The organism is Pararhodospirillum oryzae (assembly GCF_007992075.1).
Taxonomy (GTDB): domain Bacteria; phylum Pseudomonadota; class Alphaproteobacteria; order Rhodospirillales; family Rhodospirillaceae; genus Pararhodospirillum; species Pararhodospirillum oryzae.
Map to the genome: position 1 here is coordinate 1 of NZ_BJZO01000074.1, position 18,204 is coordinate 18,204.

Sequence of the window (18,204 nt, forward strand, 5' to 3'; positions counted from 1 at the left end):
CAGACAAAGGGATCCGGAGCCTGTCCGCTTGAGCGTGAAACGGACGGACTCTAGCGGCGGGGGATCTGGTGGAGGATGTTCTCGCTGTTCAGGGCAATGGTGCGCACGGGCTCGGTGCGGTCGAACTCCACCTTCAGGGTGCCGGTCAGGGTCTCGGCATCGAAAACCTGGCCCGGCACGTAGGTGCCGAACGTCACCCAATAGCGATTCCGGTGGGGCGTGAACACGGTGGTGACGTTGGGGTTGGCGACCACGGCGTAGGCGGCCATGCCGCCCAGACCGACGCCGACGCACACCGGATAATCGAACACATTGTTCAACTGAGTGATGGTGAGGGTTCCGGGGGTTCCGCCCACGCGCAGCCTGTCAAAATAGGGGCAGCCCACGCGGTCGCGGGTGAGATCAATCGTGTTTTCGCGCCACGGGTCGGCCTCGACGGTCTGGGAGGCCTCGAACACCGCGCCCGGGCGCAAGGCGCCGGCCTCGCCCCACACAAAGCTGAGTGTGGTGGACCACGAAAAAATAACCCGGGTATGGGGGGCGGCGGGACGGACCAGCCACGCCAGGGTGATCAGGTCGCCGGGGCTGCTGGTTGGCGGCGGGGCCTGGTACACGGCAAAGCAGCCATGAAGGGACGAATAATTATAGCACACCAGTTTGTACTCGGACATGACTTCCTCCTGGGCTCCCTCCTGGCCCCCCACGGGGGAAAGGCGAGGCACTGGGGGGGCCGCCGGACCCGGCCCGGCGCGCTCGCGCGCAAAGCCTGGATCCGGCGGGGGCGGGGGTCAGGACACGGTGATGATGTTGTCGAGCCCCATCACGGCGGTGCGGGTCATCAAGGCGCCGCCATAGGTGACTTCGACCGCGCGGCTCACGTCCTCGATGTCCATCACGTCGCCGGTCTGGTATTTGCCGAACATGACCCAGTAGTTCGGGTGCGGGGTGAAGACCGCCGTCATGTTGGGGGCAGCCTGGATGGCGTAGGTGCCCGACCCCGACATGCCCACGCCCACCGAGGTGCGGTTGGGCACCACGTTGGAAAGCTGCTGGATGGTCAGCGAGCCCACCGCGCCCGAGCTGTTGCGGTTGGCAAAGCAGGTGGCGCCGAAGTCGTCCACCGTCAGTTGCACCAGGTTCTGGCCGTTGGGATCGGCGTCCATGACCTGGGAAGCCGCAAAGTTGATGCTGGGCTTCAAGATGCCGGTTTCCGACCACACGAAGCAGTAATCGACGCTCCACTGGAACGTCACCTGGGTGCCGGGCGCGGTCGGGCGTGCGAACCACGCGAGCGAAAACACATTGCCCGGCACCGTCAACGGCGGGGCCTTTTGGAAGACGGCGAAGCTGCCGGGCAGCTGAGAGTTGTTGACGCACGTCAGGGAATACTGTGTCATGGCTCACCCATGTGGTAGGAGGCTGGGCCTCCGGGTTGCCCGCGCGCCGACCGGCACGCGGGGAGGGGACGGCCGGTGAAAAGCCTTGGCGAAGGACGCGCCGGCCGCTCTTCCGCCCGGGAATCGGTGATTCCAGGCAAGGCGGAAGCATTCCTGGGGGGAGGGGGTCGCGGGCGCCTCGCCCCGAAATGGACGTCGGGAAATGCGCTCCCGGTCGGAGCCGGGCTACAGGGGGACCCGAAAAGTGGAAATCGCTTTTCGGACCCGTCGAGCGCAAAACAAAAGCCTGGAGTATCGTGCCTGGATCCGGTTTGACGCACGATGCTCTAAAGCACCTGGATTACATTGTCGGCTTCCACCAGGAGGGCGGCGCTTTTGGTGGTCGATCCCGACAAGGTCACCGTTGCCGGGTTGCTCAGGTCGCTGACCGCCGAGGGTTCGGGCGGGCACGCCGTCCCGAAGCGTACCTTGACCACGGGCGACAGATCGGGCATCAGGCTCAGGCCCGCGCCGTCGGCGGGAACCGGCACCAGCACCGGCGCCGGCCCGACCTTGAGCCCAACCCGCACGTTTGGCGGCACGCTGGGATCGAACTCCAGGCTGATGGTCATGCCCTGGCCGCGTGTGACCACGCTGCTGAACACGCCTTCTTCCCAACTGATTTTAACCGTGCATCCCAAGGTTACTGGCGTGGGCTGAAGGCCTTCGACGGTCTGGCCCTTGTTAAGCACGTAGAGCGCCAGCGCGTCGGCCCCGCCTTCCCAGGTGATGGGAACGGTGTTGGGAGACAGGGGATTTTTCCGGTCGGGACTGGTCGGTCCCTGGGCGTTGGTCGGGGGCGACACCAAGGCCAGCGGGGTTTGTGGCTGGTTGGGCGTGACCGTCAGCAAGGGCGGCGGAAAAACGTTGAAGTACTGATTGCCCGGCAGCAAGGAGCGGTTGGTGGCCGTCAGAACGAAGGTGGTCGGGCCTGCGTCGTTGGGTGTCGCCGCAGTGGAGGTTGCCTTGGCCGGCGTTGCTTTTGCCGGGGACGGCGCGGGGAGTGCCTCGGGGCAAGGAGACGCGGAAGGGGGGGCGGGCGCCTTGATGGGCGGCGCGGCCGGGCGGGGCGTCTCGGCGGCGGGCGGTTGCACGGCACCTCCGGCGGCCGGAGCAGCGCGCGCGGTGGGGGCGGCAGGGGCGGGCGAGGCGGTAGGGTCGATCGGCGCCATGGCGGACTTCCTCGTGGGCGGGGCGGGAAAGACGGGGCCAGCGCCCCCGTCTTTCTCCGACGCGGGGAGGCGAGGGCAGGGGGCTTTAGCAGCCCGAACCGCGAAAACGCGTGTCAGGAGGGCGAAAAGCGGGGGATTCTCCCAAAAAACGATAGAGTTTTTCCATGCTGATTTGGTTTGGAAAGGGAGAGAATATTGATAATATCTTCATTATTTCTGCCTCCCTGTCGCCTAAGTTCAAAGAAAAGTCTAGTGTTTTGGCAAACCATCGGATGAGGCCATTGTCATTTTAACGGAGATTAATCTTGATGATCTATCGGCTCTCCATGGAAGGACGCTCTTCCTCTCCGAGATCTTTATTCTCTGTTTTCTAATGACGGGGATATCACAGGATAACTCGCAATGCGAGTCAAAAAATGAACACTCGCGCATCAAGCGTTTAGATTCTTTAAAGTAGATATATTTGATGTCAAACAATTTATTAGGGTTGGACGGGGTCGCCGTGGCATTGGACGACGAACCACGCGCCTCCCTCCGACAAAAGGCGCAAGGGGGGGGCGTGAAACCCGCGCCCAGGGGAGGCGCTTTCCAAAGAAGCGTGTGGAAACAAGGGAAAAAAGGGCCGGAATGAAAAGCCCTCTTTTCCGGCGGCACGGGCGAGCCGGACCGGGGGCGGGGCGCCTGCTTGGTGGCAGAGGGCGGTTCCGGCGCCTGGAGTCCGTCCGTTTCAGGATGACGCGGACGGAGTCTGAATCCCTTTGCGTGAGCCCGTCAGGGAAAAGCCCTGCTCTCTTTTCGCGTCCCGCCCTATTCCCGGTGATAGGGATGCCCGGCGGTGATGCACTGGGCGCGGTAGATCTGTTCGGCGATCAGGGCGCGAACAAGCTGGTGCGGCCAGGTCAAGGTGCCCAGCGCCAGCTTCACGTCGGCTCGTTCCAGGACGGCGGGCCCATGCCCGTCGGCGCCGCCAATGGCGAACACCACGGCCGGACGCGCTTCCAGGCGCCAGCCGTCCAGGGCCCGGGCCAGATCCGGGCTGCTCCAGGCCCGGCCGCGTTCGTCCAGCGCGATCAACACCGCGCCGGCCGGTACCTGGGCCAGGATCAGGGCAGCCTCGCGCGCCTTGCGCGCCGCCACGGGCAAGGGACGCTTTTCCTCGACCTCGACCACCGCCAGTCCGCCGCGCAGGCGTCCGGCGTAGTGGTCGAACAAAACCCGCTCGGGCCCTGGCCGGGAGCGGCCAACGGCCACGATGAGAGGAGTCATGGAACCAAAATGCCGGTGTCTACAAGGACACCGACCACGTCAGACCGTCGCCGGCGGCGGCGGCCAGGGCCGGGGCGGGCACCGGCGGACAGGGAACGCCCCACATCTTTTCCAGGTTGTAGAAAGCGCGGACCTCGGGGCGGAACAGGTGCACGATCAGGTCGCCGGCATCCAGCAAGACCCAGTCGCATTGCGGCAGCCCCTCGATCGAAACCGGGCATCCCTCGGCCTTCAGGCGTTCGGCCAGATGGTCGGCCATGGCGCCCACATGGCGGGCCGAGCGGCCCGAGGCCACGATCATGGCATCGGCGAAGCTGGACTTGCCCGCCAGATCAATGACCGTGATGCTCTCGGCCTTCTGTTCGTCCAGCAGGGCTTCGACAAGACCGGCCAACGACTCCGGGCCGGACGGGGGGGGGAAGCTGGTTATGACTCTCTCCATCGGTTCAAGGCGGGGGAATAAAGGGGGGACGGCACCAGGGCCGTGATCGGTCTCCCCCACGGGGAGGGGAACCCGAGAGCGGAACGGGTGTCCGCGTTCTTCCTTACACGGTCCGGGGCATGCCTTTGTCGTTTGAAGGCACCCACCCTTCGCCCCGCGCCCGCAGGGCTGTCGCGGACGCCCCATGGCGCCGGATCGGCAGGAAAACCCAGGCCGGCCCCGGGCAGGACGCCAGAACGCCCGCCATTCGGGCCGGCTTGCGATACCGGGCCAGCCGGTGCGCCGCCTTGCCCATCAGGGCCCGGGTAGAATAAGGGGCCCGGTCGAGAACCGCAATGGGCGTGCCGCGGGCGATCGCCATCCAGTGGTGCCACAGGGGAAACTGGGCCAGGTTGTCGGCTCCCATCAGCCAGACGAAGCGCACGCGCGGAAACCGCTGGCGCAAGGTGCGCACGGTGTCGGCGGTGCGGTAGGTGCCCCAGGCGCTTTCCAGGGTCAGGGGCACCAGACGCGGATCATGGGCCGTGCGCGCGCACGCCGAGGCCAGGCGGGTGGCCAGCGGCGCCAGCGAGCAGGTGGGTTTCAAGGGGTTGTGGGGGCTGACCAGCCACCACACCGCGTTCAGGCGCAACCGGGCCAGGGCTTCCTGGCTGATATGGCCATGGCCCTCGTGCGCGGGGTTGAACGAGCCCCCCAACACCCCGATGCGAACCCGGCGCCGGTCGCCCCACGGCGAGGGCCGGGCCCTGCTTACGGTCGGCACTGGCCGTTGCCTCGCACCTTGTACTTGAAAATCGTCAACTGCTCCACCCCAACCGGGCCGCGCGCGTGCAGCCGCCCGGTGCTGATGCCAATCTCGGCCCCCATGCCGAACTCGCCGCCGTCGGCGAACTGGGTCGAGGCGTTGTGCATGACAATGGCGCTGTCCACCCGCGCCAGGAACGCTTCCGCCACCGCCTGGTTTTCGGTCAGGATGGCTTCGGTGTGGGCGCTGGAATGCACCCGGATGTGCTCCAGGGCGGCCTCCAGGCCGTCCACCACCCGCACGGACACGATGGCGTCGAGATATTCGGTGTCCCAGTCGGCTTCGCTGGCCGGGGTCACCTCGGGCATCACGGCGCGGGTGCGCTCGCAGCCGCGCACCTCGCAGCCGGCCGCGATCAGGTCGCCCACGATCAGGGGCAAAAGCGAGTCCTTGAGCGCGGCGTCAATCAGGATGGTTTCGGTCGCCCCGCAAATGCCGGTGCGCCGCATCTTGGCGTTCACGCAGATGGCGCGCGCCTTGCCGAAATCGGCCTCGGCGTGCACGTAGGTGTGGCACAGGCCATCCAGGTGCTTGAACAGGGGAATGCGGCTTTCGGCGCTCACCCGTTCGACCAGCCCGCGCCCGCCCCGGGGCACGATCACGTCGATATAGTCCGACAAGGTCAGCATCACGCCCACCGCCGCGCGGTCGGCCACCGGCACCATCTGGATGGCATCGGCGGGCAGGCCGGCCACGGTCAGGCCCTCGACCAGGCAGGTATGAATGGCCCGCGCGCTCCACAGGCTTTCCGAGCCGCCGCGCAGCACCACGGCGTTGCCGGCCTTCAGGCACAACGCGCCGGCGTCGGCGGTGACGTTGGGCCGGCTTTCGTAGATCACGCCGACCACGCCCAGGGGGGTGCGCACCCGTTCAAGGGTCAGGCCGTTGGGCCGCGTCCACGAGGCCATCACCGCGCCCACCGGATCGGGCAGGGCGGCGATCGCTTCCAGGCCCTGGGCCATGGCCTCGACCCGGGCCCGGGTCAGGGACAGCCGGTCGAGCAGGGCGGGGCTGAGGCCTTTTTCGGTGGCCGCCGCCATGTCGCGGGCGTTTTCGTGCAGCACCAGGGCGGCGTCGCGGCGCAAGGCGGCGGCGGCGGCCGTCAGGGCCGTGTCCTTGGCCGCGCGGCTGGCGGTGGCGAGGCGCAACGACGCCGCGCGGGCGCGCCGGCCGATGTCGGTCATCAGGGCCGTTACATCCAGGGCCGGCTCCGGCATGCCCGCGAGCCCGGGCGCGGTCGGGGCACGATCGGGGGAGGCGGTCAGGGCGGCGTCGGTCACGGGAGGAATCCTTTTCTTTCGCGAAGGAAGATCAGCACACGGGCGCGCGCAAGATGCCATCCAGCACCATGTCGTCGCGGTGGATCAGTTCATCACGACCACGGTAGCCCAGAAGCGCCTCGATTTCACCGCTCTTGTGACCCATGAGCAGGCGGGCTTCGTCGGCCGGGTAGGCGATCAGGCCCTTGGCCAGCAGGTCGCCATCCAGGTTGACGACGCGCACCGCCGCGCCGCGCTGGAACTCGCCTTCGATCGCGCGCACCCCGGCGGGCAGCAGGCTGCGCCCGTGGGCCAGCGCGCGCACGGCGCCATCGTCGACCATGACCTGGCCCTCGGCCTTCAGCGAGCCCAGGATCCAGGCCTTGCGCGCCGCGTGCGGTTCGTGGCTGGGCAGGAACCAGGTGCAGCGGCCCCCCTCGCGCAGGCGCTGCACCGGGTGCAGGCCCTTGCCGGGCGCGATGACCATGGCGCAGCCCGCTTCCATGCAGATGTCGGCGGCCACGAGCTTGGTCACCATGCCGCCGGTTCCGTGCGCGGTGAGAGCCCCCGTGCCCATGGCCAGGATCTCGGGGGTCAGCGCCGGCACCTCGGGAATGAACCGCGCCGTCGGATCCTTGTTGGGGTCGGCGGTGTACAGGCCGTCGATATCCGAGAACAGCACCAGCACGTCGGCGCTCATCATCTGCGCGACCCGGGCCGCCAGGCGGTCGTTGTCGCCAAAACGGATTTCCTGGGTGGTGACGGTGTCGTTCTCGTTGATCACCGGCACCGCGCCCAGGCCCAGCAGGGTTTCGATGCAGCCGCGCGCGTTGAGATAGCGCCGCCGGTTCTCGGAATCATCCAAGGTCAGCAGCACCTGGGCGGCCGTCACCCCGTGGCGGGCCAGGATCTCCTGGTAGGCGTGGGCGAGGCGGATCTGGCCGACGGCCGCCGCCGCCTGCTTTTCCTGGACCCGGGGGCGGGTGGGGTCAAGCCCCAGGCTGCGCCGGCCCACGGCCACGGCGCCCGACGAGACGATCAGCACCTCGCGGCCGCCCCGGCGCAGGTTCAGCACGTCGTCAACCAGGGCTTCCAGCCAGGGACGGCGCGGCAGGCCGGTGGCATCGTCCACCAAAAGGGCGGATCCGATCTTGAGGACAACGCGTTTCGCGTGTTCCAGCCGCTGGATTCCGCGCCCCTCCTGCTCGGTGGTCATGGGGTTTCTGGTTCCTCCTCGGAAGAAGGGACCCTGGCAAGATCCGGCCAGACCCGATCCTCGTCCGGGTCCTGGCCATCGTCCAGGGTCCGCGCGGCGCTGGCCTCCAGGGCGGCGTTGGCCCGGGCTTCGTCCACGTGGCGGCCCAGGGCGCGCAGCACCGGGGCAAGCCCCTGGCCCGACACGGCCGAGAACGCCAGCACCGGCCGGCCACAGACGCGCGCCAGCTCGGTCACCTTCTCGGCCGCCAGCTCGGGCGACAGGGCATCGAGCTTGGACAGGGCCACGATCTCGGTCTTTTCGGCCAGGCCGTGACCGTGGGCCTCCAGTTCGTGGCGCACCGTGCGCCACGCCGCGCCCACGTCCTCTTGCGTGCCATCGACCAGGTGCAGCAGCACCGCGCAGCGTTCCACGTGGCCCAGGAAGCGCGTGCCCAGCCCCGCGCCTTCGTGCGCGCCCTCGATCAGGCCCGGAATGTCGGCGATGATGAACTCGCGCCCGTCTTGGTGCACGACGCCCAGGTTGGGATGCAAGGTCGTGAACGGATAATCGGCGATCTTGGGCCGCGCCCGGGTCACGGCGGCCAGCACCGTGGACTTGCCCGCGTTGGGCAGCCCGACCAGGCCGGCGTCCGCGATCAGCTTCAAGCGCAGCCACACCCACATCTCTTCGCCCGGCCAGCCGGGATCGGCCCGGCGCGGGGCCTGGTTGGTCGAGCTTTTGAAGTGCGTGTTGCCGAACCCGCCATCGCCGCCCTTGGCCATGACGACTGTCTGGCCCACCCGGGTCAGGTCGGCCAGCACGGTTTCCTTGTCCTCGGCCAGGACCAAGGTGCCCACCGGCACCGGAATGACCAGGGTTTCGCCCGACTTGCCGGTGCGGTTGTCGCCCGAGCCATCGCGTCCGCGCGGGGCCCGGAAATGCTGCTGGTAGCGAAAATCGATCAGCGTGTTCAAGTTGGCCACGGCTTCGATGATCACATCACCGCCGCGCCCGCCGTTGCCGCCGTCGGGACCGCCAAACTCGATGAATTTTTCGCGTCGAAAGCCGACGCAGCCGTTGCCGCCGTCGCCGCTTTGAAGGAAGACCTTGGCTTCATCCAGGAATTTCATGTCGGCCGGGTCTCTTTGATGCCCTGCAAGGGGGGAAAGCGCAACGCCCCACGACGAAAAGGGGGAATGGAACCCATTCCCCCCGACGACGACCCAAGGTCGCCTTCATCCCGCGCGGCGCACGGACGTGGTCGGGCAGCCGTCAGGCGGCCGCCGGCACAACCGAAACGAACATGCGTCCGCGAAAGCCCTTGTGGAACTTCACGTTGCCGTCGGTGGTCGCAAAGATGGTGTGGTCCTTGCCCAAACCGACGTTGGAACCGGGGTGGTACTTGGTGCCGCGCTGGCGCAGGATGATGTTGCCGGCCACGACGATTTCACCACCGAATTTCTTCACGCCAAGGCGACGCCCCTCGGAATCACGTCCGTTACGGGAACTGCCACCGGCCTTTTTATGTGCCATTGGGAGATCTCCTCCAAAAAAATCGGATGGGTGCTCAGGCGCCGGCAATGCCGGTGATGCGAACCCGGGTAAGGTGCTGACGATGACCGCCCTTGCGGCGGTAGTTCTGGCGGCGGCGCTTCTTGAAGATGATCACCTTCTCGGCGCGATGCTGGGCCACGACCTCGGCGGTAACCGACGCCCCATCGAGAAGCGGCGTTCCGACGCGATCGCCAATGGCGAGAACGGCGTCGAAGGCCACCGTGGCACCCTCTTCGGCATCGAGCTTTTCGACGTCGATGACGTCGTTCTCGGCGACCTTGTACTGCTTGCCGCCCGTCTTGATGACCGCGAACATGACGTTTGAGTCCTTCGGAAAACGGGTGTCTGAGAGTCAAAGTGGGTACGAAAAAGCGCACGGCTCCGCACGGGAGCCGCCGCGAGGGGCGCACTATACGCTGGCCTTGCGCGGTGTCAACGTCCGAATCACGGCGGAGCTGTTGCGGCGTGCCCGGCTTGGACCCATACTGAAGCGGCCCGGGCCCTTGATCCTTCCCGGGCCGTGAGAGTTCGTCTTTTCACCCTCGGCTTGACTGCTGGAAGTCCGACACATGCAGGTGACCATCAACGGCGAGAGTCGCACCCTCGCCTCCACCCTTTCCATCGCGGCCCTTCTGGATACCCTGGGAATCGACCCGCGCAAAGTGGCGGTCGAGCACAATCGGGAAATCGTGCCCCGCTCGCGCCTGGGCGAGACCCCGCTGGCCGAGGGCGACGCCCTGGAGATCGTTCACTTCATCGGCGGCGGCAACGAGCCGGCGCCCCTGGCCGACACCCCCTTCGTGATCGCCGGGCGCACCTTTTCCTCGCGGCTGCTGGTCGGCACCGGCAAGTACAAGGACTTCGAGGAAACCGCCCGTGCCATCGAGGCCAGCGGCGCCGACATCGTCACCGTGGCCGTGCGCCGGGTGAACGTGAGCGATCCCGGCAAGCCGATGCTGATCGATTACGTCGATCCCAAGCGCTACACCTACCTGCCCAACACCGCCGGCTGCTACACGGCCGACGAGGCGGTGCGCACCTTGCGTCTCGCGCGCGAGGCCGGCGGCTGGAGCCTGGTGAAGCTGGAGGTGCTGGGCGACCAGAAGACCTTGTACCCCAACATGGCCGAAACCCTGATCGCCGCCGAGGCCCTGATCCGCGACGGGTTCGAGGTCATGGTTTACTGCTCGGACGATCCCATCGCCGCGCGCCGGCTTGAAGACATGGGGTGCGTCGCGATCATGCCGCTGGGCTCGCTGATCGGCTCGGGCCTGGGGATCGTCAACCCCTACACCATTCGCCTGATCAAGGAGAACGTGCGCCTGCCCGTGCTGGTCGATGCCGGTGTCGGCACCGCCTCGGATGCCGCCCAGGCCATGGAACTGGGCTGCGACGGCGTGCTGATGAACACCGCCATCGCCCAGGCCCGCGATCCGGTGCGCATGGCGGGCGCGATGCGCAACGCCGTGGACGCCGGCCGCCAGGCCTTCCTGGCCGGGCGCATGCCGCGCCGGGTCATGGCCGAACCCTCGTCGCCGCTGGCCGGACTGATCTGAGTCTTCCTGGAAGCGGGGGCCGGGCGCCCCTTGCCCGGCAGGAGTTGCCGCCCCCGGGGGTTGCTTCTGCCGGGCATCCCCCCCGCGACCGGTCCCGGAGGGCGAGTCGGCTGGGGGGAACCGGTGGCACGCCCCTTGCTTCATTTAAAACACAAGGCACGATAGCGCCACCGGCCGGAACGACGCCGGGGGACCCGGCCGCGAGCGTGGGCCGCCGGCCGGAGGGAACACGGGGAGAACCGACCATGAGCCTGTTGGGTGCGCTGATCGGCAGTTCGATGGCGATGTCGGCCCAGTCGGACGCGCTGGGCCAAGTGTCCGGCAACATCATCAACATGAACACGATCGGCTATAAACACGCCGACGTGACCTTTAAAACCCTGCTGTCCGGGTCCACGCCCAACTGGAACTTTTTTTCCACGGCCGCGTCGGTGTACCGCCGGGTCGACGAGCAAGGCACGGTGACCCAGACCGGGCGCAGCCTGGACGTGGCCATCAACGGCACCGGGATGTTCGTGGTCAACAACCAGGTCGATATGTCGGGCGAGACCATGTACACCCGCGACGGGTCGTTTGACACGGCGGTGGTGTACCAGGCCACCGGCACCTCGATCCCGCCCGCCGCCGATAACCCGAACCAGGCCTCGGATGCCTATCTGGTGACGGGAAGCGGCCGCTATGTTCTGGGCTGGGCCGCCAATCAGGACGCCTACGACAACGGGCTCAACCCGTTCCCGACCAACGACGCCAACGGCGCGGTCCAGGCCGGAGCCGAGCTTGTTCCGATTCGGGTCAACTCCGAGGCCATGAGCGCGGGTTCCGCCACCACCCAGGCCACCTTGCGCGCCAACCTCGACGCCAGCGCGACCTCCACCCAGATGCTGGGCCTGTCGGTGTGGGGCAACGAGGTGCAGACCACGCAAGGGGATGGCACCGTGGTCTCGTCGTGGCCCCGGCGCGGCATTCCCCTGCTGTTTACCCCGGTCGCGGGTGATTCGGGAGCGTGGACCGTCGGCGTTTCAACCGACAACGGGATGAGTGGCACCATCCAGCCCACCTCGGTGCGCTTCAACGGCGATGGTCAGTTGGTCGAACCGACCGACGGCAACTTCGCGCTTAGCGTGACCTACGCGGATGGAACTACCCAGGATATTTCCCTTAACCTCGGCTCCGTGACCCAATACGCCAGCGTTGAAGGCTCGGTGGTGCAGGATTCGGACGTGAACGGGTTCCCCTCGGGCAGCCTGGTGCGCACCTCCTTCGACAACGAAGGGGTTTTGTACGCCGACTACTCCAACGGTGTGACCCGTCCGCTCTACAAGCTGGCGCTGGCCGACTTTCCCGCCGCCCAGAACCTGGAAATGCAAAACGGGAACCTGTACCGCTATGTCAACGAAGCGGGCGACCGGCGCCTGTTCGTGATCGACGACATCCTGGCCGGCAGCACCCAGCTGACGCCCAACGCCCTGGAGCAGTCCACGGTGGAACTGAGCGACCAGTTCAGCACCATGATCACCACCCAGACCGCCTACTCCCAGGCCGCCAATGTGTTCCGGACCGTCGATGAAATGACGCAGACGGCCGCGGCCCTGAAGCGTTGACAAGGGGGTAGGGAAAAGCGGGGCCGCCTGACGCGCGCGGCCCCGTCCAACGGAAACGCTCAGGACTTGGACCGGCGCGCCTCGGCGATGAATTCCTTGAGCGCCGGGGCCGACAAGGCGCCCGGCACCAGATGGTCGCCAATCACGAAGGCGGGCGTGCCTGAAATCCCCAGTGTCTGCGCCAGGTGATAGGACTGGGCCAGCAAGGTGTTCACCGCCTCGCTGGTCATGTCCTTTTTCAGGCGCGGGGCGTCCAGGCCCTGCTCGCGGGCCAGGGCCAGGATCTTGTCTTCCGAGAACCCTCCCTTGTGGGCCATCAGGGCGCGGTGGAAGCTCTCGTAATGGCCCTGGGGAATGGCCGCCAGGGCGGCGCGGGCGGCACTGACCGATTCCGCTCCCAGAATCGGGAACTCCAGGATATGGAGCTTGACCTTGCCATCGGCCTGGATCACCTCCCAAAGGGACTGGAAGACCCGCTTGCAGTACCCACAGTTGTAATCGGAGAACTCGATCACGGTCACGTCGCCGTCGGGGTTCCCCAGGGCGGGCACGCCGGGGGGATCGGTCAGCGCCGGGCCCAGGGAGCGGATGGTGGCCGAGGCGCGCTCCATTTCCTCTTGCTGCTCGTGGGCCTGCATGGCCTGCACGGCATCCTTGAGCACGGTGGGGTCGGTGGTCAGGGTTTCGCGGATCAGGGCCCGCACCGCGTCGGCCTGCGCCGGGGTCAGGGCCTCGGTGGGGTCGGCGGCCTGGGCTCCGGGAGCCGCGAGAAGGGCCGCACCCAGCAGCGACCCCGTCAGGGCGGCGGCCAGGACGCGCGGGCGACGCAAACGGGCGGGAGAGCGCATGACGATCGGAAACCCTTTCGCAAGGAGGGAACCACAAAAGGACAGACCCGCGAACGGGCCCCGGCCGGCAGTGTGGGGCACCGCCGCCAATCCCGCAAGGGGGGCGTGAAGCCCGGAGTCGCCATGAATTTCGTGAGTTGATTTGTTGTTTCGGGGAAAAAAGACGCCATTTTTTCCAGGGCCGTTCACGGCCGCTGTTCGAACAGGGACGGGAGGCGTTTCATGGCCGAGATCATCAATCTGCGACAGGCCCGCAAGGCTCGCCGGCGCGAGGACAAGGACCGCGAGGCAGCGCTCAACCGCGCGCGCTTCGGGCAAACGGGGGTCGAGAAAAAGGCACGGGCCCAGGAAGAGGCCCGCGCGGACCGGGCGCTCGACGGCCACCACCGGGGCCAGGCATCCGGGGGGGGCGACACCCCCGATCCTCTTTGCGATCCCCCGCCCGCGCCCCGGACATAAGCCGGGCCGCCGCGCTCAGGCTTCCCAGGCCGGTGTCAGGGCGGCGAACGCCTGCCAGGCGGCGCGGGCCCTGGTTTCCACGTCGGGAAGCCGGGCTTCGATCAGGCCGCTGGCCCGGCCGGCGACGAAGGCGAGAGCGGGATCGCCCGAGGCTTCGGCCAGCCGGGACAGGGCTTGGCGGGCCACCGCGATGTCGTTGGCGTCCCCCAGCGCGTCCTGGACCGCCTTGAGGGCGCGCACGGTGTCGCGGGTGGCCTTGCCGGGATAAAGCGGCCCCAGGTTTTCCAGCGTGTAGCGGAGTCGCTTCAAGGTGACACGCAAGGCGTGACGCTGGGCAACCGACAACGTGTCGAACTCCCGGCCCGCCCGCCGGGCCCGGCGCCAGCGTCGCGCCAGGGCGTCGTCCGCGATCGGCCCCAGGGGCAGGGCGCGCCATGCCGCCCGGGCCGGATCGCGGCGCCAGTGACCTTGCCCGATCCACGCGAAGGCGCGCAGCGCCAAGGTGGTGAAGCGGGGAGCCTCCAGCGCGGCGCGGGCCTCGGCGCGCAGGGCCTGGCGGCGGGCATGGGCGGCGGCCAGCAGGGCCGGCCACCCGGCTTCCCCGGCCAGGAAGGGCGCCAGCGTCGGGAGCAGGGTTTCCGTCAGCACGTCGGCGTCGCGCAGGGGGCCCAGGGTTCCCATCAGCCAGCGCAGATCCTCGCGCACCGCGAGGGTGTCGGGACCGGCGACCGCGTCTTCGAACAAGGAGACCACCGCGCGCAGGCGGCGCAGGGCGACCCGGGTTTGATGCACGCCGTCCACCGGGGTGTCGCCCTCGACGCGGGGCGCCTGGCTCAGCAGGTCGGCCAGGGCGGCGTGGCTCAGGACCGCCAGGGCTTCCTCCACCGGGGTTCCGGCCGCCAGCGCGACGGCGGGGGCAGGGGGAGGCGCCACCGGCCGGGGCGCGCGGGCCTCCAGCAAGGCGACGCCCCGTTCCGCCTTGGTGATGCCGGTAAGCCGCAAGGGAGCCCCTTCGGCCAGGGCCAGGGCCAGGGCGAACACAGCCGCGCGCGGGCCGGCCTTCAGTTCCAGTTCCAGCTCGATCAAGGGGGTGCGGCGGTCCAGGGCCGAAACCGACCCCACATCCAGGGCAACCTCGATCACGGCCCCGTCGTGGTCCACCAGCCACGTGGCGCGTTCGAAATCGGTCACGATCAACCCGACCAGGGAGCGGTTGCCGACCAGGGCTTCCACCGTGGCCCGGGGATGGGGGGCGGGGAGCAAGGACAGATCGGGTGTTTCTCCCGCCAGGGGCATTTCCCATTCATTGCGGACATGCAGCCCGCCTTGGGCTTCGCCCTGGTTTTTCAGGGCCTGCCAGCGTTCGCCGCCGTCCTTGCGCACGCGGAGCGCGTACCCGGCCCGTGCCAGGGTGCCCTCGGTCGTGTCGAAATAGGTGGACACCAGCCGGGCAACCCGCGTGGGCGCGCCGGCCAGAAGCGGATGGCCGCGCAACCGGTCGAGTCCATCGGCCGGGCAGATCAGCTTCAATTCCGTTTCAAGGGGCGCGGAAGCATCGGATGGGGCGGTCATGGCCGGCAACTCTCCAAGTCGTCGAGGTCGGGCAGGATTATCCGCCCGGCGCCCGGGATCAAGGCAGCATGCATGACAGTTATGGTGCGCGAGCCCGGGGCCGGTGGTCCGGACGCCGTTTGGCGGGCGCCGTCCGGCCCAAGGGAAAGGGGGTATTCAAGAGAAAGTCTCACGGCCTCACGTTCAATAGGGTATAATTATTCTTTCGGACGCAAGGCTGGGGCATGGCCTTGATCGCCCGCACAAGGCTTTTGCCCGGGGAAATGCAATGCCTGCCCCATGGCCTGAAAGTAAGACCAGCCGCGCCGGATGGGCGGTTCAGGGTCTTTCTTGTGAACTGTATTGGATTGACCGCCAGGGAATGGTGGTGGATGCCAATCCGGCAGCCTGCGCCGCGACCGGGAAGGATCTCGCATCGTTGCGCGGCCTTCCCTTCGCCACCCTTAACTCAACCGCGAATCTGGTGTGCGCGGCGCGTGAAAGTCGCCGCTTGCAGGGAATGGCCCTGCGCCGCGATGGCCGGCGGGTCGCGGTCGAGGTTGAGGTGATTCCCGCTCCGCCGGAGGCCGAGGCTCTGGTATGCGCCCTGGTCCGTGAAAGATCCGAGGGGGAGGCGAGCCGCGATTCCAACTCGCTGTTCAAGGAAGTTCTTGATTTTTCGAGTGAATCCATTTTCTGGGCCAATGAGGCCGGCCGTTTGATCTATGTCAACGAGGCCGCCTGTACCTTGCTGGGCTACGACCGCCAGACCTTGCTGCGCCTGAGTGTGTTTGACATCGCGGAAGGATATCACCCCGATACCTGGCCCGAGCGCTGGGCCCATTTGACGAAGGCCTGCCGGGTGGGGATGGAAGCGGTGTTGATCCGCCGCGAGGGACGGCGGGTCAGCGTGGAAATATCGGCCAACATGTTTCGTGACCGCAGGGACACCATTGCTATATTTTTTGTTCGTGATGTAACGGAACAAAAAAAATACATGGAGCAGATCGAGAAAAATGCATTTGTTTTGAGTGAAACGCAGAAACTTGCGAACATCGGTCATTCTCAGTATGATGTCGTCAATGATCGTATGTATTATTCTGAATATCTTTCTTTTATTTTAGGCGTTTTTCCCCGGCGCGAAGCAACCTTGGCGAGCTGGCTGGAATTGATTCATCCCGATGACCGCGAGGCCATGCGCGTGTACTCAATCGAGGAGGTGTTGGGCAAGAAGCGCCCCTTCGATCGCCAGTATCGGATTATTCGTCCATCCGATGGCCAGGTGCGCTGGGTGCATGGGCGCGGCGCCGTGATCCTGGACGACAGCGGGCATCCGGCGATGGTGATCGGGCCCATCCAGGACATTACCGAAAGCAAGCTGGCCCAGGAGCAGATTCAGCAAACCATTGATGCCCTGACCCGCTCGAACGTGGAGCTGGAACGGTTTGCCTACGTGGCCTCGCACGATCTGCAAGAGCCCATTCGCAACATCGTGGCCTACACGCAGTTGCTGGCCCAGCGCTACCGGGCCCGCCTGGACGAGGACGCGGACGAGTTCCTGGGCTATATCGTCAACGGCGCCAAGCGCATGCAGGCCCTCGTTCTCGATCTTTTGGAGTACTCGCGCCTTTCGGCCGGAGGGCAGCCCTTTACCATGGTCGATCTGGGGCAGGTGGTGCGGGCGGTGAGCGAAAACCTGCGCATGGCCCTGCGCGACAGCGGGGCCTGCCTGACCACCGGCTCCTTGCCCGTGGTCTATGGCGACGAAATCCAGCTGGTCGCCTTGTTCCAGAACCTGATCGGCAATGCCATCAAGTTTCGCCGCCCCGAGGTGGCGCCCAGGGTTCACGTGGGCGCTCACCGGGGCAACCGGGCCTGGATCCTGGAGGTGTCCGACAACGGCATTGGCATGGAAGCGGCTTATCTCGACAAGATCTTCCTGATCTTCAAGCGCCTGCACACCATCCAGGCCTACCCCGGCACCGGCATCGGCCTGGCGGTGGCGCGGCGCATCGTGGAGCGCCACGGGGGCGCCATCGACGTGGAAAGCACCCCGGGCCACGGCAGCCGCTTCCTGGTCACCTTGCCCGATCCGATGGGGTAGGGGGGCTTCAGGCCGGCGTTTCCCCCGCCCGCACGTGGGCCAGGGTCTGGGCCAGCCCCCGGGCCTGATCGGCCAGCCAGCCCATGAACTCGGGATCGTCGAAAAAGCGTTGCAAGGCAAGGTCGCTGTCGATGGACAGCACGCCGATCGGCGCGCCGGGGGACAGCACGCCGATCGGCGCGTCGGGGGACAGCACGTCGATCGGCGCGTCGGGCTCCGCGCCGTCCCGCGCCGCCGGGGGCACCAGGGGAAGCGACAGGACCGAGCGCAAGGACGGGCGCACCAGGGCGCGTTCGTACTTGGTCATGAACAGGTCGGCCGGTTCGTTTTCCAGATCAAGGAAGGTCGGGGCCCGGGTGCGGAAGGCGGCGGGCGCGCCCGGATTGTCGGGGTCCAGGATCATCTGGTCGTCGGCGTCGTCGTCCATGTTGTGGCTGAAGGTCACGCGCAGCGACGCGCTGCCGTGGGGCTCCAGGATCGCGAGGCGCAAGGACCCGGGGCCGACGTCGGCATCCCCGGCGATGCGCTTGACCCCGGCCTCGATCAGGCGCCGGGGCCAGCCGGCGCCGCCTTCCGGAGCCATCCGCGCCACCAGGGCCGCGTCCAGGGCGGCCAGCAGGGGGGGCAGGGTTTCGGCCGGGGCCGTGAGTTGGGCGCGGATTTGCCGTTCGGCTTGCTCGCGCCCCTCGGCGTAGGCCATCACGGCGTCGGTCAGGTCAAGGTCGAAGGCCAGCACCGGCAGGTCGCTTTCGATCCGCACCAGAACCAGGTCTTCCTTCAGACGCTCGCGGACCAGGTCGCGGGTCAGGTTCTGGCCGCCGAACAGGGCCGAGCGCACGACATCGACCAGATAGGCGCCAAACGCGCGGGCGGTGGTGGTGCGCCGGCGGATCAGGGCGCGAATCAGCCGCCCCAGCGCCCGCCACGCCCGCAAGACCAGCGAGAACGGCGGG

At 67.3% G+C, this 18,204-nt stretch carries 18 protein-coding genes; 4 read left to right on the plus strand and 14 right to left on the minus strand.

Going from position 1 to position 18,204, the window contains the following annotated elements; all coding sequences use genetic code 11:
* Positions 1–50: 50 nt before the first annotated feature.
* The 11 genes from ROR02_RS12555 to rplU all read right to left on the minus strand — a co-directional run bounded on the left by ROR02_RS12555 (position 51) and on the right by rplU (position 9,448).
* Positions 51–671 carry a hypothetical protein gene (locus tag ROR02_RS12555; protein ID WP_147164377.1) on the minus strand — a complete coding sequence of 207 codons (621 nt, stop codon included), beginning with the start codon at positions 669–671 and terminating at the stop codon, positions 51–53.
* Between the two features lie 117 nt (positions 672–788).
* Positions 789–1,397, minus strand: coding sequence for a hypothetical protein (locus tag ROR02_RS12560; protein WP_147164378.1), 609 nt, complete (start codon positions 1,395–1,397; stop codon positions 789–791).
* A gap of 326 nt (positions 1,398–1,723) precedes the next feature.
* Positions 1,724–2,608 (minus strand): hypothetical protein, encoded by an 885-nt coding sequence (locus tag ROR02_RS12565; protein WP_147164379.1) that lies wholly within the window; start codon positions 2,606–2,608, stop codon positions 1,724–1,726.
* 807 nt (positions 2,609–3,415) lie between these two features.
* Positions 3,416–3,874: a 23S rRNA (pseudouridine(1915)-N(3))-methyltransferase RlmH gene (gene rlmH, locus ROR02_RS12570; RefSeq protein ID WP_147164380.1), complete on the minus strand. Its 459-nt coding sequence runs from the start codon at positions 3,872–3,874 to the stop codon at positions 3,416–3,418.
* Positions 3,875–3,893: 19 nt separating this feature from the next.
* Positions 3,894–4,268, minus strand: a complete 375-nt coding sequence (gene rsfS / locus ROR02_RS12575; protein ID WP_147164381.1) for a ribosome silencing factor — start codon at positions 4,266–4,268, stop codon at positions 3,894–3,896.
* 151 nt (positions 4,269–4,419) lie between these two features.
* The gene (locus ROR02_RS12580) at positions 4,420–5,079 is read right to left on the minus strand and encodes a nicotinate-nucleotide adenylyltransferase (RefSeq protein WP_147164382.1); all 660 of its coding nucleotides are present in this window, start codon (positions 5,077–5,079) and stop codon (positions 4,420–4,422) included.
* Positions 5,067–6,338, minus strand: coding sequence for a glutamate-5-semialdehyde dehydrogenase (locus ROR02_RS12585; protein WP_147164393.1), 1,272 nt, complete (start codon positions 6,336–6,338; stop codon positions 5,067–5,069). Before ROR02_RS12585 ends, ROR02_RS12580 begins: the two co-directional genes overlap by 13 nt.
* Positions 6,339–6,432: 94 nt before the next feature.
* Entirely contained in the window at positions 6,433–7,596 is a 1,164-nt protein-coding gene (gene proB / locus ROR02_RS12590) for a glutamate 5-kinase (protein WP_147164383.1), read from the minus strand.
* The gene (gene obgE / locus ROR02_RS12595) at positions 7,593–8,708 is read right to left on the minus strand and encodes a GTPase ObgE (protein WP_147164384.1); all 1,116 of its coding nucleotides are present in this window, start codon (positions 8,706–8,708) and stop codon (positions 7,593–7,595) included. Before obgE ends, proB begins: the two co-directional genes overlap by 4 nt.
* Positions 8,709–8,850: 142 nt before the next feature.
* Entirely contained in the window at positions 8,851–9,111 is a 261-nt protein-coding gene (gene rpmA, locus ROR02_RS12600; protein ID WP_147164385.1) for a 50S ribosomal protein L27, read from the minus strand.
* A gap of 34 nt (positions 9,112–9,145) precedes the next feature.
* Positions 9,146–9,448 (minus strand): 50S ribosomal protein L21, encoded by a 303-nt coding sequence (gene rplU / locus ROR02_RS12605; RefSeq protein WP_147164386.1) that lies wholly within the window; start codon positions 9,446–9,448, stop codon positions 9,146–9,148.
* Between the two features lie 253 nt (positions 9,449–9,701).
* Here rplU and thiS point away from each other — a divergent pair, with 253 nt between their 5' ends.
* Both thiS and ROR02_RS12615 read left to right on the plus strand, forming a co-directional pair.
* Positions 9,702–10,688, plus strand: coding sequence for a sulfur carrier protein ThiS (thiS, locus tag ROR02_RS12610; protein WP_147164387.1), 987 nt, complete (start codon positions 9,702–9,704; stop codon positions 10,686–10,688).
* Between the two features lie 245 nt (positions 10,689–10,933).
* Positions 10,934–12,289, plus strand: a complete 1,356-nt coding sequence (locus tag ROR02_RS12615; RefSeq protein WP_147164388.1) for a flagellar hook protein FlgE — start codon at positions 10,934–10,936, stop codon at positions 12,287–12,289.
* A gap of 59 nt (positions 12,290–12,348) precedes the next feature.
* On the opposite strand, the gene ROR02_RS12620 is transcribed toward ROR02_RS12615, so the two are convergent.
* Positions 12,349–13,137: a DsbA family protein gene (locus ROR02_RS12620; protein WP_147164389.1), complete on the minus strand. Its 789-nt coding sequence runs from the start codon at positions 13,135–13,137 to the stop codon at positions 12,349–12,351.
* 222 nt (positions 13,138–13,359) lie between these two features.
* Here ROR02_RS12620 and ROR02_RS12625 point away from each other — a divergent pair, with 222 nt between their 5' ends.
* Positions 13,360–13,596: a DUF4169 family protein gene (locus tag ROR02_RS12625; RefSeq protein WP_147164390.1), complete on the plus strand. Its 237-nt coding sequence runs from the start codon at positions 13,360–13,362 to the stop codon at positions 13,594–13,596.
* A gap of 15 nt (positions 13,597–13,611) precedes the next feature.
* Here ROR02_RS12625 and ROR02_RS12630 read toward each other — a convergent pair whose 3' ends face one another.
* Complete coding sequence (locus ROR02_RS12630) at positions 13,612–15,168, minus strand: CYTH and CHAD domain-containing protein (RefSeq protein WP_147164391.1); 1,557 nt, start codon at positions 15,166–15,168, stop codon at positions 13,612–13,614.
* A 418-nt stretch (positions 15,169–15,586) separates the two neighbouring features.
* Between ROR02_RS12630 and ROR02_RS12635 the strand changes: the two genes are divergently transcribed.
* Complete coding sequence (locus tag ROR02_RS12635) at positions 15,587–17,251, plus strand: sensor histidine kinase (RefSeq protein ID WP_170245104.1); 1,665 nt, start codon at positions 15,587–15,589, stop codon at positions 17,249–17,251.
* A 7-nt stretch (positions 17,252–17,258) separates the two neighbouring features.
* Here ROR02_RS12635 and ROR02_RS16650 read toward each other — a convergent pair.
* Positions 17,259–18,204: hypothetical protein (locus ROR02_RS16650; RefSeq protein WP_170245105.1), on the minus strand; the 946-nt coding region annotated here is incomplete at its 5' end.